Consider the following 14,245-nt stretch of genomic DNA (forward strand, 5'->3'; position numbering starts at 1 on the left):
GATGCGCTGCGTGTGAACCCTGCCGATTTAAGCAAGGTCAAAGTCCGAACCGGCCAGTTATACTAAAGTCATACAACGCACTGGGAGCATAGAAATGTCCACCGCCAAGCAGGAAATCATGAACTTGCTCGCGACCATGCCTGACGACTGCTCATTGGAAGACATCCTTTACAAGCTATACGTCATAGCCGAAATCAAGAGGAGCGACGACCATGTTGATGCCCACGGCACCATTTCGCACACTGAAGCGGAACGGCGGCTCAATAAATGGCTAAATCCGTAATTTGGTCTGAAAAAGCAATCGACGACCTCAACTCAATCGCCCACTACATTGCGCGCGACTCTACGCAAAATGCTTCGGCGGTTGTCAAAAAAATTCTGGCTACAGCGGCTAGCCTTAGCCAGTTTCCCCACTTGGGCGCCATCGTGCCTGAACTTGCCGATCCGGCGATACGCGAACGCAAAGTATTCCGCTACCGCATCATCTATCGGGTGCGCGCATCGGAAGCTCTTATCCTTGCCGTACTTCACAGCAGGCGCAGCTTCGTGTCGCTGCGCCGCAGGCTAAGGGAATAAAAAACGGGACCCGAAGGTCCCGTTTGCTTATTCCGCTGTGGCGGCGGCTTTTTTGGCGGCTGGCTTTTTGGCGGCCGGCTTGGCGGCGGCTTTTTTCGCGGCCGGCTTGGCTGCAGCTTTTTTCGCTGCCGGCTTCGCGGCGGCTTTCTTGGCCGCCACTTTCTTGGTCGGCGCCGCCGCTACCGCGGTTTCGCCTTCGGCGCCTTCCGCTTCGTCCGCCTTGCCCGCTTTCGGCTTGGCGCCCGGCTTGGCTTTGCGCTCTTCGAACTCGAAGCTGATCTTGCCGTCCTTGCCCTTGGTCAGGAAGGCCTTGAACGGACGGCGCGTGCGCTGCGAGACGAAGCCCGGCAGCAGATCGGTCTTGCCGTCGTTGAGCAGCTTGCTCATCTGCTCGGGCAGGATCTCCTGCTGCAGGATGATGCGGCCGCTGCGGAAGTCGCAGGTCTTGGGCTTGGCGACGCTGTGCTCGCACACATAGGCCAAGCCCATTTCGTACACATTGGCGGCGCATTTCGGGCACGGGCCGACCGGGGTCTGGCCGGTGAAGTCCACGCCTTCGCCGTCCTCGCCACCTTCGTCGTTCTGGCCAAAGTCGAACTCCAGCTTGAAGTTGCTGATGTCCTCGTCGCGCACGATGCGCAGGATGGCGGCGAACGGGCGGCCCATCTTGGAACGGAAGCCTTGCAGCGGACCGATGGTACGGTTCTTCAGCAGTTCTTCAACTTCCGCGATTTCAAACTGGCGGCTGCCCGGCGTTTTGCTCATCGAGAACTCGCACTTGGTGCAGGCGAAACGGCGGTAGTTCTCTTTCACCACGCTGTTGCAGTTCGGGCAAGGCGTGACCAGGGTGGCATAGTCGCCCGGAATGGTGTCGTTGTCGTATTCCTTGGCGCGCTTGACGATGATTTGCGTCATCTGGGCGATTTCGCGCATGAATTCCTCGCGCGAGATGCGTCCCTTTTCCATTTGCGACAGCTTGTATTCCCACTCGCCGGTCAGCTCCGGCGCCGTCAATTCGTTCACGCCCAGGCCGCGCAGCAGCGTCATCAGCTGCGACGCCTTGGCGGTCGGGATCAGTTCGCGGCCTTCGCGCAGCAGGTATTTCTCGCCCAGCAGGCCCTCGATAATGGCGGCGCGCGTTGCCGGCGTGCCCAGGCCTTTGCCGGCCATGGCGTCGCGCAGTTCGTCGGAGTCGACCAGCTTGCCCGCGCCTTCCATGGCGGACAGCAGCGTCGCTTCCGAGTAGCGCGCAGGCGGCTTGGTGACCAGGCCGTTCGGCGTGACCTTCTCGGTCTTGACCTTCTCGCCCTTGGCGACCGGCACCAGCATGCCGCTACCTTCCTTGTCGTCGTCGCCGGCCGCGTCCTTGCCGTAGATCGCCATCCAGCCGGCGTTGGTCATGACCTTGCCTTCGGTCTTGAACTGGTGGCCGGACACTTCGGTGTAGCGGGTGGTGACCTGGAACTCGGCGGCCGGGAAGAACACGGCCATGAAGCGGCGCGTCACCAGGTCGTACAGTTTCTGTTCCGGCTCGGACAGGTTCTTCGGTGCGATGCCGGTCGGAATGATGGCAAAGTGATCCGAGATCTTGGTGTTGTCGAAGATGCGCTTGTTCGGCTTGACCCAGCCCTTGCTCAGGATCTGCTTGGAGAAGGTGTGGTAATTGTGGTTCTCGCCCAGCACGCCCAGCACTTCCTTGACGGTGTCCAGGTAGTCTTCCGGCAGGTGGCGCGAATCGGTACGCGGGTAGGTCAGCACCTTGTGCTTCTCGTACAGCGCCTGGGCCAGGCCCAGCGTGTTCTTGGCCGAGAAGCCGAAACGGCCGTTGGCCTCGCGCTGCAAGCTGGTCAGGTCGAACAGGCCGGGCGCCATCGAGGTGGTCGGCTTGGACTCTTCGGTGACATTGCCCTGCTTGCCGCGGCAGGCCAGCGCGATGCTGTCGGCGGCGGCCTTGGACCACAGGCGCTCGGCGCGTTTTTCCGGGTCGTGCTCGTCCTTCTTGAAGCCGGTGTCCATCCAGCGGCCTTCGTACACGCCGGCTGCGCAGATGAACTCGGCGCGCACTTCCCAGTAGTCGCGCGAGACGAATTTCTTGATCTTTTCTTCGCGCTCGACCACGATGGACAGGGTCGGCGTCTGCACGCGGCCCACGGTGGTCAGGTAGAAGCCGCCCTCTTTCGAGTTGAACGCGGTCATGGCGCGGGTGCCGTTGATGCCGATCAGCCAGTCCGCTTCCGAACGGCAGCGCGCGGCGTCCGCCAGCGGCAGCATTTCCTCGTCCGAGCGCAGGCTGTTGAAGCCTTCGCGGATGGCGTTGGGCGTCATCGACTGCAGCCACAGGCGCTGCACCGGCTGCTTGGCCTTGGCGTTCTGCGCAATCAGGCGGAAGATCAGCTCACCTTCGCGGCCCGCGTCGCATGCGTTGATCAGGCCGGTGACGTCCTTGCGTTTGATCAACTTGTTGAGCACTTTCAGGCGCGACTCGGTCTTGGCGATCGGATTCAGCGCGAAGTACGGCGGGATCATGGGCAGGTGGGCAAAGCTCCACTTGCCGCGCTTGACGTCGTGCTCTTCCGGCACCGCGATTTCCAGCAGGTGGCCGACGGCCGAGGACAGCACGTAGTCGTCGGACTCAAAGTACTCATCGTGCTTGGTAAAGCCGCCCAGCGACTTCGCGATATCGTTCGCGACAGATGGCTTCTCGGCGATGATGAGGGTTTTGCTCATATTTTGTATTCTCTTGTTTTTTTACTCTGGATTTGGCGCAGCATGCGCATCATACAGAACATTCTTATACCGCATGCTGAACTTTTGCAATCCCGCCAGGGTTGCTTCGGCTTGGCGGCACGGCGCTGCAGAGGGTGGTCTTGCGGTGCGCAAGCGGGGAACAACGGGAAGCGTGTCAGTGCAGCAGGCGCGGCATTTGATCTTCATCGGAACCGAACAGGTCGTCAAACATCAAGGCGTCCGGCTCCTTGCCCTGGCTCCACAGCAGCATCAGGACGATGACTTTCAGCTTGCCCAGCGACACCGGCACTTCCTCCAGCGCCAGCGCACGTTCGATGACGATTTCACGCTGCAGGGGCGACAGCACCTGGGCGCTTTCCAGGAACTGGATAAAGCCGATGGCGGCGGTGCCCAGCGCGTCCTGCTCCTCCTCCACATAGTAGCGGGTGCCGGTGGAGGCGGCCGTCAGCGTCTGTTCGACTCCCGCCATTTCATTCAGGTCGGTGAGCCAGACCAGCGCTTCGGAGATCTCCTCGTCGTCGAAACCGACGGCCGACAGTTTCCTTGCCAAGGCGGCCGGTTCCGGGCACGCATCGGGGCGGTAATAAGTCTCGTAGAGATAAACAAGGATGTCGAACATGGCGCTACTCTAACAGTTAAGAACGGCGAAACACAAGCCCTGCACCGCATCGTCACAGGCCCCGGCGGTGCAGGCGCTGAAAAATTCCTCCCGGCAATCGCTCGACCAGGCCGGCCAGTTCCAGCGCCAGCAGATGGCTGTGCGCGTCGGCGGCGGACAGGCCGGCCCGCAGCGCCAGCGCGTCGGCCGGGGCCGGATCATGCCCGAGCGCCAGCAGCAGCGCCTCCAGCTCGGCGCGCAGCTGCACGGTGGCCTGTTGCCGCTCGGCGCCGGCGCCCCGGGGCGCATCCGGCAACATATCCTCCAGCACGTCGGCGGCGGTTTCGACCAGCTTGGCCTGGCCGGCCCGTATCAGCGCGTGGCAGCCCTTGCTCAGCGTGGCGTGGATGGAACCGGGCACGGCGAACACCTCGCGGCCCTGGTTGAGCGCGTAGCGCGCGGTGATGAGCGAGCCCGACTGCGCCGCCGCCTCGATCACCAGCACGCCGCGCGCCAGGCCGCTGATGATGCGGTTGCGGCGCGGGAAATTGTCCGGCAGGGGCGGCGTGCCCAGCGGATATTCGCTGACGATGCAGCCTTCGGCGGCGATGCGCAGCGCCAGCTCGCGGTTGCGGGCCGGATACAGGCGGTCGATGCCGGTGCCCAGCACCGCCACCGTGCCGGCGCCCTCCGGTCCGGCCGCCAGCCCGCCCGCGTGGGCTGCCGCGTCTATGCCCAGCGCCAGCCCGGACACGATCACCAGCCCGGCGGCCGACAGTGCGGCGGCGAAGCGGTCCGCATTCTCCACGCCCTGCACGCTGGCGTTGCGCGCGCCGACGATGGCGGCCGCCGGCCGGTACAGCAGTTCGCGCCGCCCTCTTGTATACAGCAGCAGCGGCGCGGCGGGGATCTGGCGCAGCTGGGGCGGAAAAGCGGGATCGTCCAGCGCCATCAGCGCGTGGCCGGGCTGTTCCAGCCAGCGCAGCGTGGCGTCCGCCAGGCGCCCGGCCTCGTCCAGCAGCGCGGCCGGGGGCGAGCGCAGCGCCTGCACGGCGGGAGCGACCAGGCTGCCAGCAAGCACTTCGGCCAACACGCGGTGCAGATCGCCGGGCTCGGCCTGGAAAACGCGGTCGGGATGGGAAAATTCGGCGATCAGCTCGGCGCCGGCGGTCACGCCCACGCCGGGCGTAAGCTGCAGCCGCAGCCAGCTGGCGATGGCCGCGCGGCCCAAGACCCGGGGCGCGGCAAGGGCTGGCCCCGGGCCTGCGGCGGCGGGGCTGGCGGCAGGCTGGCTGCCGCTGGCGGGGGGATCCGTGGCTTGCACGGCGCGGTTTACTCCGGCGATTTGGCGACGTCGCCCACTTCCACTGGCGCCGTTACCTGCATGATCAGGCCGTAAGAAATATGCTTGAACACGCGGAAGATAAACAAGCTGCCCACTTCCTCATCCGGCAGCTTGACCTGCGGATTCCCCATGTTGAGCCAGCCTTTGCTGGCGCCTGGATCGGTCACCGTCTGTCCCCTATGGTACAGCTGCAGCACAGAACCGATATCGAGTCCGTCAAGCTTTCCGCGATTAATGCTGACCACCTGGTTCTGGCCCGCATGGCTCACGCCGCCGTAAATAGCCACCACGGCCGCGTCCACCTTGCGCTCCGGCGGGTGCGGAACATAGTTCTGCATAGGCGTGGGCGGGGACTGCATCAGCAGATCGCCCTTGCCCATTTCCTCTTTGGCGGTGGCCACGATAAAGGTGTGCACTTCGGAACCGGGCTTGGCGGCGGTCTGCAGTTTGAGCGTGCCTAAATAGAACGCTTCCTGGCCGATGACGGCCTTGGTGACCGGATCCTTCAGCGGCTTGCCCGGGCGGAACACCTGGAAGGAGGTGCCATCCTTCAGGTCGCCGCGCACATAGGCTTTCTCGTCCTTGCCCAGGAAAACGTGGCCTTCCTGCGCCGCAATGATGCGCGGCGCATTCTTCAGCTCGTCGTCTTCGATAATCAGCGGCTGGGTGAGGAAGGGTTCGATGTCGCCGGTCGGGATGGACTGCACGGCGTCCTTGCCCAGGCCTTCCATGCGCAGCTGGGGCGACAGCCGCAGCGCGGACGGATCGCCGGCCCCGGCGCCCTCGCCCACCCGGCTGCCCAGGCGCAGGCGGCCTGCGGCGCGGTCCAGGTAGACGATCTGGCCCGGATAAATCCAGTGCGGATTGCGGATTTCCTCGCGGTTCATGCCCCACACCTGGGGCCAGCACCAGGGGCGCTCCAGGAAACGCCCGGAAATACCCCACAGCGTATCGCCGCGGACCACCACGTGCTGGTCCGGCGCATTCGGCCGGAATTCGCAGTTCATGGATTGCGCAGAGGCCGCCGTGGCACTGGAAATAAGCGTCGCGATCAACAGGCGTGCGCCGACTGTGCTAAAATTTTTCATTAAGATGTCCGTTAAAGGCGGGCATGGACGAAAGGCTGGATCGCGACCTGAAGGTTGCCCTGCTGAATCAAATTCTGCCCATAATACCCTGAACTAGCAAGAGAAACCACGCTGCGCAGCAGGGTGCGCCTGTTGCATTTTTAAGTCACACCACGAATCCGCATGTCCATACTGAATATCCTCCGCTATCCCGACCCGCGCCTGCACAAGATTGCGCAGCCCGTCACCGCCTTCGACGCGCGCCTGGCCAAACTGGTCGCCGACATGGCCGACACCATGTACGAGGCGCCCGGCGTGGGCCTGGCCGCCACCCAGGTGGACGTGCATGAGCGCGTTGTCGTCATCGACATCTCGGAAGACAAAAGCCAGCTGATCGCCTTCATCAACCCGGAAATCATCTGGTCCAGCGAAGAGCGCACCGTGTACGACGAGGGCTGCCTGTCGGTGCCCGGCGTGTACGACGGCGTGGAGCGTCCTTCCAAAGTGAAGGTGCGCGCCTTCGACGTGAAGGGCGAGCAGTTTGAACTGGAAGCGGACGGCCTGCTGGCCGTGTGCATCCAGCACGAAATGGACCACCTGGTGGGCAAGGTATTCGTGGAATACCTGTCGCCGCTCAAGCGCAACCGCATCAAAACGCGCATGATGAAGGAAGAACGCGGCATCGCGCGCGAAAAAGCGCTGCGGGAACAAGGCCGCCGCATCTGATTTCCCACATGGCCGGCACAGTCCGGCCATGTCAGTTTTTAGTGCCACCTCAAGAGGACAATAGAATGAAAATAATCTTCGCGGGCACACCCGAATTCGCAGCCGTGGCGCTGCAAAGCCTGCACGAGGCGGGGTTTGAGATCCCCCTGGTGCTGACCCAGCCCGACCGCCCCGCCGGACGCGGCATGCATCTGCACCCGTCCGCCGTCAAGCAATATGCCGTGGCGCACAATATTCCCGTGGCGCAGCCGCTGTCGCTGCGCATGGACAGCAAGGACCCGCAGCGCGCCGCCGAAGCCAAGCAAGCCCATGAGCTGCTGATGGCGACCGACTACGACGCGATGGTGGTGGCCGCTTACGGCCTGATCCTGCCGCGCAGCACGCTGGACATCAAGCCCTGCATCAACATCCACGGCTCGCTGCTGCCGCGCTGGCGCGGCGCCGCGCCCATCCACCGCGCCATCGAGTCGGGCGACGCGGAAACCGGCGTCACCATCATGCAGATGGAAGAAGGCCTGGACACCGGCCCCATGCTGCTGATCGAGCGCCTGCCCATCGGCCCGCAGGACAGCACCGGGGTACTGCACGACAAACTGGCCGCCATGGGCGCGCGCATGATCGTCAAGGTGATGCAGAAGATGGACAGCGGCATCGTGGAAGCGGTGCCGCAGCCGGAAGCGGGCGTGACCTACGCCGCCAAGATCAGCAAGGAGGAAGCTGCGCTGGACTTCAAGCAGTCCGCGCGCGAGATCGGCCGCAAGATCCGCGCCTTCAATCCCTTCCCCGGCGCGCATGGCGACGTGAACGGCGTCACCATCAAGCTGTGGGGCGCGGAAGTGCTGGACGCGGACAGCTCGGCGCCTGCCGGCCAGGTGCTCGCGGCCGACGCGCAGCACGGCATCGTGGTGGCTTGCGGCGGCGGCGGTTCGCTGCGCCTGACCGAGCTGCAAAAGCCGGGCGGCAAGCGCCTGCCGGCTTCCGAGTTCATCAAGGGCTTCGCGCTGGATGGCTTGCGCTTCGCCTGAGCGGTGAGCGAGCCTGCGCGCATCGACCAGCTGGCTGCGCTGCGCGCCCTGCGCCGCGTGGTCGAACTGGGCAGCTTCACGGCTGCCGCCGAGGCGCTGGGCCTCAGCCACACCGCCGTCTCGCGCCAGATCAAGCAGCTGGAGGCCCACCTCGGCGCCCAGCTGCTGAACCGCACCACGCGCCGCTTCGCCCTCACCGACGCCGGCAAGCAATACTACGAAGCCAGCCGCCAGATCCTCGACGCCCTCGACGACGCCGACCGCGCCGTGACTGCGCAGCAGGCGCGTCCTTCCGGCACCCTGCGCATCAACGCGCCCATGGCCTTCGGCACGCTGGAGCTGGCCGCCTGGCTGTCCGCCTTCATGGCGCAATACCCTGAATTGACAGTGGACCTGGTCTGCAACGACCGGATCGTCGACCTGATCGAAGACAGCTTCGACGTCGCGCTGCGCCTCACGCGCGGCCTGCCCGACTCCACGCTGATCGCCAGGAGACTGGCCGACAGCCCGCTGCTGCTGGCCGCCAGCCCGGCCTACCTGAAGCAGCATGGCGCGCCGCGCACGCCGGCCGAGCTGGCGCGGCACAACTGCCTGGTCTACACGCAGGCGCAGCACCCGCGCATATGGACTTTCCGCAGCCCCGGCGGCGGCGAGGAGAGCGTGAATGTGCAAGGCAACCTGCAAGCCAACACCAGCGTCGCCCTGCGCGCCGCCGCGCTGGCCGGCCTGGGCATCATCAGCGCCGCCTCCTTCATCGTGCATGAAGACGTGCAGCGCGGCGCCTTGACCGCGCTGCTGCCGGACTACCCGCAGCGTCCGCGCGAACTGTACGCTCGCTACCCGCAGAGCCGCCACCAGTCCCCGAAAGTCCGCGCCTTCATCGACTTCGCCACCGCTCACTACCGCGGGCGCGGCTGGGCCTAGGCTTCGGCCGGCGCCATCGACTTCTTCACCGCGCGGTATTGCTGGGTGAGGCCGCCGTAGCCCCAGGCGGCGGGGCGGGCGTCGTCGATGTGGACGTAGCTGACCTCGTGCAGCGGTCCCAGCAAGCCTGCCATTTCTTCGAACACGGCCTTGATGTATGCCGCCTTTTCGCTGGCGGTGTTGGTTTCGTCGGTGATTTTGATGTCGAGGAAGAAGCTGGCTTTCTCCTGCTGCGCCAGCGAAGCGGCGCCGATGTACCAGTGCTGCGGCTCCACGTGCGAGATGGCGATGGAAGTGAGCGGCTGCGCCTTGTGCAGGATGTCATTGGTCAGACGCAGCAGAATGGCGGCGGCGCGCTGCGATTGCCCGGCGCTGGCCGGCGTGGAAAGGGTGAGGTTCAGGATGGGCATGGCGCTACTCCTACGAGTGGTTAAGGTGTAGCCATGGTAGGCCGCCCTCCCCACCCGCACCAGCCATGCCGGCGCACAGGATTTGTGCGCGCCGCGCACGCCGGCTTACGGCTTCAGCTGGCGGATAGGAGAAACGCGCGGGAACACGTGGCCCCGGCTGCGCACTTCCTTGTTCCAGTCCTGGTTGGCCTGGTGCAGCGCCGCGTCGTAGTAGCCGCGCCCGTGGTCCAGGTGCAGGCTGACGATGGAGTGGCGCGCGCGCACGCCCCGCACGCCGATGTTGTTCAGCCTCAGGCCGATGTTCAGGTCTTCGCCGCCGTAGGCCATGCTCTCGTCGAAGCCGCCCACTTCCAGCACGTCGTGCCGCCACGCGCAGCTATTGGCGCCGCTGAAGGCGTTGCGCGGGGAGAGGAAGTCGTAGAAGCGCCGCAGGCGCGGATTGCGCAGCAATCGGTTGCGGCTCTTGTCGAAGCCCGGGATGGCGCTCAGGAAGCCGTAGTCGAACAGGCGCTGGTCCAGGATGGCGGGCCGCAGGTCGTTATTCAGGTGGTAGGCCTCCGGCACGCTGATATGGCTGCCGCCCGCCAGGAAAGCCCCCGGGCGGCTTAGCCGCAGATAGGTGTCGACAAAGTCGTCGCGCGGGATGCAGTCGCCGTCGGTGAACAGCAGCAGGTCGCCGCTGGCTTGCAGGATGGCCTTGTTCAGGGCGCGGCATTTGCCGAAGCCACGGTGCTCCTGGGTCAGGTGGATCAGCGGCAGGCCCAGGTGGCGGCAGTTTTCCACCGCCTCGGCAATCTCGGGGAACTCGCCGTCCTGGGACACGATGATCTCGTCCGGCATGCGGGTCTGGGCGGCGTAGCCGGTCAGGACGAACTCCATTTCGCGGCGCTTTTTGTGCGCGGAGATGATAACGGTTATCTTCATGGCGCAATGTTACCGGAAAATGCCTCTTATGCTGCCGATGCTGCAATGCCGTATAATTTTAGACCCGGTATTGTCTTCTCAGCCTCCCTTCAGCCACGTCGCGAAAGTACGAAATGAACAACAAAGCCAGCCAGCCACGCTACTCCAAGACCGAAGCGCAATTGCGCGAGATGCTCTCCAAGCGCATCATGTTCCTGGACGGCGCGATGGGCACCATCATCCAGCAGTACAAACTGGATGAAATGGCTTACCGCGGCGGCCCCACCGGCCGCTTCGCCGACTTCGCAGCGCCCGCCGACAGCGGCGCGCGCGAGCTGTTCGTCAAGGGGAACAACGAGCTGCTGACGCTGACGCAGCCGCAGGTGATCCAGGAAATCCACGAGCGCTACCTGGCCGCCGGCGCCGACCTGATCGAAACCAACACCTTCGGCGCCACCTCCATCGCGCAGGACGACTACCACATGGGCCACCTGGCCTACGAGATGAACGTGGAAGCGGCCAAGCTGGCCAAGGCCGCCACCGCCAAGTACAGCAGCGCCGACAAGCCGCGCTTCGTGGCCGGCGCGCTCGGCCCGACGCCGAAGACCGCGTCCATCTCGCCGGACGTGAACGACCCCGCCGCCCGCAACGTGACCTTCGACCAGCTGGTCGCCGCCTACTACGAGCAGGTGCGCGGCCTGGTCGACGGCGGTTCCGATGTGCTGCTGGTGGAAACCATCTTCGACACGCTGAACTGCAAGGCCGCGCTGTTCGCCATCGACCTGTACTTCGAAGAGCGCCCGGAGCAGGAGCGCCTGCCCCTGATGATCTCGGGCACCGTGACCGACGCCTCCGGCCGCATCCTCTCCGGCCAGACCGTGCCGGCCTTCTGGAACTCGGTGCGGCACGCGCGCCCGCTGACCATAGGCCTGAACTGCGCGCTGGGCGCCGCCCTGATGCGCCCCTACGCCGAAGAGCTGTCGCAGATCGCCGACACCTTCGTCTGCATCTACCCGAACGCCGGCCTGCCCAACCCGATGAGCGACACCGGCTTCGACGAGCTGCCGGCCGACACCTCCGCCCTGCTGCGCGAGTTCGCCGACGCGGGCTTTATCAACATGGCCGGCGGCTGCTGCGGCACCACGCCCGACCACATTGCCGCCATCGCCAAGCTGCTGGCCGAGACCCAGCCGCGCGCGCTGCCGGAAGTGAAGGTCGCCCAGCGCCTGTCCGGACTGGAGCCCTTCACCATCGACGACGACTCGCTGTTCGTCAACGTGGGCGAGCGCACCAACGTCACCGGCTCGAAAGCGTTCGCGCGCATGATCCTGAACGAGCAGTACGACGAGGCGCTGTCGGTGGCGCGCCAGCAGGTGGAAAACGGCGCCCAGGTCATCGACATCAATATGGACGAAGCAATGCTCGATTCGCTGGCCGCCATGACGCGCTTCCTGAACCTGATCGCGTCCGAACCGGACATCTCGCGCGTGCCCATCATGATCGACTCCTCCAAGTGGGATGTGATCGAGGCGGGCCTGAAATGCGTGCAGGGCAAGGCCATCGTCAACTCCATCTCGATGAAGGAAGGCCTGGAGGAGTTCATCCGCCAGGCGAAACTGTGCCGCCGCTACGGCGCCGCCGTCATCGTCATGGCCTTCGACGAGAAGGGCCAGGCCGACACCTTCGAGCGCAAGATCGAAATCTGCGAACGCGCCTACAAGGTGCTGACCGAGCAGGTGGGCTTCCCGCCGGAAGACATCATCTTCGACCCGAACATCTTCGCCATCGCCACCGGCATCGAAGAGCACAACAACTACGCGGTGGACTTCATCAACGCCACCCGCTGGATCAAGGACAACCTGCCGCACGCGAAGATCTCCGGCGGCGTGTCCAACGTGTCCTTCTCCTTCCGCGGCAACGACCCGGCGCGTGAAGCCATCCACACCGTGTTCCTGTACCACGCCATCAAGGCCGGCATGACCATGGGCATCGTCAACGCCGGCATGGTGGGCGTGTACGACGACCTGCCGGCCGAGCTGCGCGAGCGCGTGGAGGACGTGGTGCTGAACCGCCGCGAAGACGCCACCGAGCGCATGATCGAAATCGCCGGCACGCTGAAGGCCGGCGGCAAGGCGCAGGAGCAGAACCTGGAGTGGCGCAACGCCATCGTGGAGAAGCGCCTGGCGCACGCGCTGGTGCACGGCATCACCCAGTTCATCACCGACGACACGGAAGAGATGCGCCAGCAGGTTCTGGCTTCCGGCGGCCGTCCTATCCACGTGATCGAAGGCCCGCTGATGGACGGCATGAACATCGTCGGCGACCTGTTCGGCCAGGGCAAGATGTTCCTGCCGCAGGTGGTGAAATCGGCGCGCGTGATGAAGCAGGCCGTGGCCCACCTGATCCCTTACATCGAGGAGGAGAAGAAGGCCGAGGAAGCGCGCACCGGCATCGTCGCCAAGCCAAAGGGCAAGATCGTCATCGCCACCGTGAAGGGCGACGTGCACGACATCGGCAAGAACATCGTGTCCGTGGTCCTGCAGTGCAATAACTTCGAGGTGGTGAACATGGGCGTGATGGTACCCTGCTCCGAGATCCTGGCGCGCGCCAAGCTGGAAAACGCCGACATCATCGGCCTGTCCGGCCTGATCACGCCGTCGCTGGAGGAAATGGCCCACGTGGCCAAGGAGATGCAGCGCGACGAGCACTTCCGCATGATGAAGATCCCGCTGCTGATCGGCGGCGCCACCACCAGCCGCGCGCACACCGCCGTGAAGATTTCGCACAACTACGAAGGCCCGGTGGTCTACGTGCCGGACGCTTCGCGTTCCGTGTCGGTGGCGCAGTCGCTGCTGACGCCGGAAAGCCGCGACCAGTACATCGCCGAGATAGAGCAGGACTATGTGCGCATCCGCGAACAGCACGCCAACAAGAAGGCGCTGCCGACCGTATCGCTGGCCGCCGCGCGCGCCAACAAGGCCAAGCTGGAATTCAAGCCGCTCAAGCCCAAGTTCATCGGCCGCCGCGTGTTCAAGAACGTGGACCTGGCGCTGCTGGCCAACTATATCGACTGGGGTCCGTTCTTCCAGACCTGGGACCTGGCCGGTCCCTTCCCCGCCATCCTCACCGATGAAGTGGTGGGCGAAGCGGCCAGCAAGGTGTTCGAGGAAGGCCAGGCGCTGCTGAAGAAACTGATCGACGGCCGCTGGCTCACCGCCAACGGCGTGGTCTCGCTGCTGCCCGCCAACAGCGTGAACGACGACGACATCGAAATCTATACCGACGACGAGCGCGAGACCGTGGCCTTCACCTACTACGGCCTGCGCCAGCAGGGCGTGAAGCCCATCATCGACGGCGTGCAGCGCCCGAACCAGTGCCTGGCCGACTTCATCGCGCCCAAAGAGTCCCGCATCAAGGACTACATCGGCATGTTCGCCGTGACCTCCGGCCTGGGCATCGAGAAGTACGAGCAGCGCTTTGAAGACGCACACGACGACTACTCGTCCATTATGCTCAAGGCGCTGGCCGACCGCCTGGCCGAAGCCTTCGCCGAATACATGCACGAGCGCGTGCGCAAGGACCTGTGGGGCTATGCCGCCGACGAAGGCCTGAGCAACGAGCAGATGATCGCCGAAGAATACGCCGGCATCCGCCCGGCGCCGGGCTACCCTGCCTGCCCCGAGCATACGGTGAAGGCCGACATGTTCAAGGTGCTGCAAGCGGAAGAGATCGGCATGGAGCTGACCGAGTCGTTCGCCATGTTCCCCGGCGCCGCCGTGTCCGGCTTCTACTTCGCGCATCCGCAATCGAAGTACTTCACCGTCGGCAAGATCGGCAGCGACCAGTTTGAAGACATGGTTGTCCGCCGCGGCATCGACAAGGCTGAACTCGAACGCTACCTCGCGCCTAACCTGTAAAAAAAA

12 protein-coding genes are annotated in these 14,245 nt (G+C 64.7%); 6 read left to right on the plus strand and 6 right to left on the minus strand.

Features of this window, described 5'->3' with window-relative positions; genetic code table 11:
* The first annotated feature begins 94 nt into the window (after positions 1 to 94).
* Together GTP77_RS08350 and GTP77_RS08355 are read left to right on the plus strand one after the other, a co-directional pair.
* Positions 95 to 283, plus strand: coding sequence for a hypothetical protein (locus GTP77_RS08350; RefSeq protein WP_161071706.1), 189 nt, complete (start codon positions 95 to 97; stop codon positions 281 to 283).
* A complete protein-coding gene (locus GTP77_RS08355; RefSeq protein WP_161071707.1) occupies positions 268 to 576 on the plus strand; it encodes a type II toxin-antitoxin system RelE/ParE family toxin in 309 nt (102 codons plus the stop codon). Before GTP77_RS08350 ends, GTP77_RS08355 begins: the two co-directional genes overlap by 16 nt.
* A 27-nt stretch (positions 577 to 603) precedes the next feature.
* Here GTP77_RS08355 and GTP77_RS08360 read toward each other — a convergent pair whose 3' ends face one another.
* From GTP77_RS08360 to GTP77_RS08375, 4 genes are all read right to left on the minus strand, one after another.
* Positions 604 to 3,303, minus strand: coding sequence for a DNA topoisomerase III (locus GTP77_RS08360; protein ID WP_161071708.1), 2,700 nt, complete (start codon positions 3,301 to 3,303; stop codon positions 604 to 606).
* A gap of 175 nt (positions 3,304 to 3,478) precedes the next feature.
* Positions 3,479 to 3,943 (minus strand): Smg family protein, encoded by a 465-nt coding sequence (locus tag GTP77_RS08365; protein WP_161071709.1) that lies wholly within the window; start codon positions 3,941 to 3,943, stop codon positions 3,479 to 3,481.
* A 52-nt stretch (positions 3,944 to 3,995) separates the two neighbouring features.
* A complete protein-coding gene (gene dprA / locus GTP77_RS08370; RefSeq protein ID WP_161071710.1) occupies positions 3,996 to 5,246 on the minus strand; it encodes a DNA-processing protein DprA in 1,251 nt (416 codons plus the stop codon).
* 8 nt (positions 5,247 to 5,254) lie between these two features.
* Positions 5,255 to 6,355, minus strand: a complete 1,101-nt coding sequence (locus GTP77_RS08375) for a LysM peptidoglycan-binding domain-containing protein (RefSeq protein WP_161071711.1) — start codon at positions 6,353 to 6,355, stop codon at positions 5,255 to 5,257.
* Positions 6,356 to 6,517: 162 nt separating this feature from the next.
* Here GTP77_RS08375 and def point away from each other — a divergent pair, with 162 nt between their 5' ends.
* The 3 genes from def (at position 6,518) to GTP77_RS08390 (ending at position 9,009) form a co-directional block, all read left to right on the plus strand.
* On the plus strand, positions 6,518 to 7,060 hold the full coding sequence (gene def / locus GTP77_RS08380; protein WP_161071712.1) for a peptide deformylase: 543 nt from the start codon (positions 6,518 to 6,520) through the stop codon (positions 7,058 to 7,060).
* A 65-nt stretch (positions 7,061 to 7,125) separates the two neighbouring features.
* Positions 7,126 to 8,085: a methionyl-tRNA formyltransferase gene (fmt, locus tag GTP77_RS08385; protein WP_161071713.1), complete on the plus strand. Its 960-nt coding sequence runs from the start codon at positions 7,126 to 7,128 to the stop codon at positions 8,083 to 8,085.
* Between the two features lie 3 nt (positions 8,086 to 8,088).
* Entirely contained in the window at positions 8,089 to 9,009 is a 921-nt protein-coding gene (locus tag GTP77_RS08390; protein WP_371869340.1) for a LysR family transcriptional regulator, read from the plus strand.
* On the opposite strand, the gene GTP77_RS08395 is transcribed toward GTP77_RS08390, so the two are convergent.
* On the minus strand, positions 9,006 to 9,419 hold the full coding sequence (locus GTP77_RS08395) for a tautomerase family protein (RefSeq protein WP_161071714.1): 414 nt from the start codon (positions 9,417 to 9,419) through the stop codon (positions 9,006 to 9,008). The two genes, GTP77_RS08390 and GTP77_RS08395, sit on opposite strands and share 4 nt — an antisense overlap.
* A 105-nt stretch (positions 9,420 to 9,524) precedes the next feature.
* Entirely contained in the window at positions 9,525 to 10,343 is an 819-nt protein-coding gene (locus GTP77_RS08400; RefSeq protein ID WP_161071715.1) for a glycosyltransferase, read from the minus strand.
* A 113-nt stretch (positions 10,344 to 10,456) separates the two neighbouring features.
* On the opposite strand from GTP77_RS08400, the gene metH reads away from it, so the two are divergent.
* Positions 10,457 to 14,239, plus strand: coding sequence for a methionine synthase (gene metH, locus GTP77_RS08405; protein WP_161071716.1), 3,783 nt, complete (start codon positions 10,457 to 10,459; stop codon positions 14,237 to 14,239).
* Positions 14,240 to 14,245 lie beyond the last annotated feature (6 nt).

Origin of the sequence: Pseudoduganella aquatica (genome assembly GCF_009857595.1) — a bacterium.
GTDB classification, from domain to species: domain Bacteria; phylum Pseudomonadota; class Gammaproteobacteria; order Burkholderiales; family Burkholderiaceae_D; genus Rugamonas; species Rugamonas aquatica_A.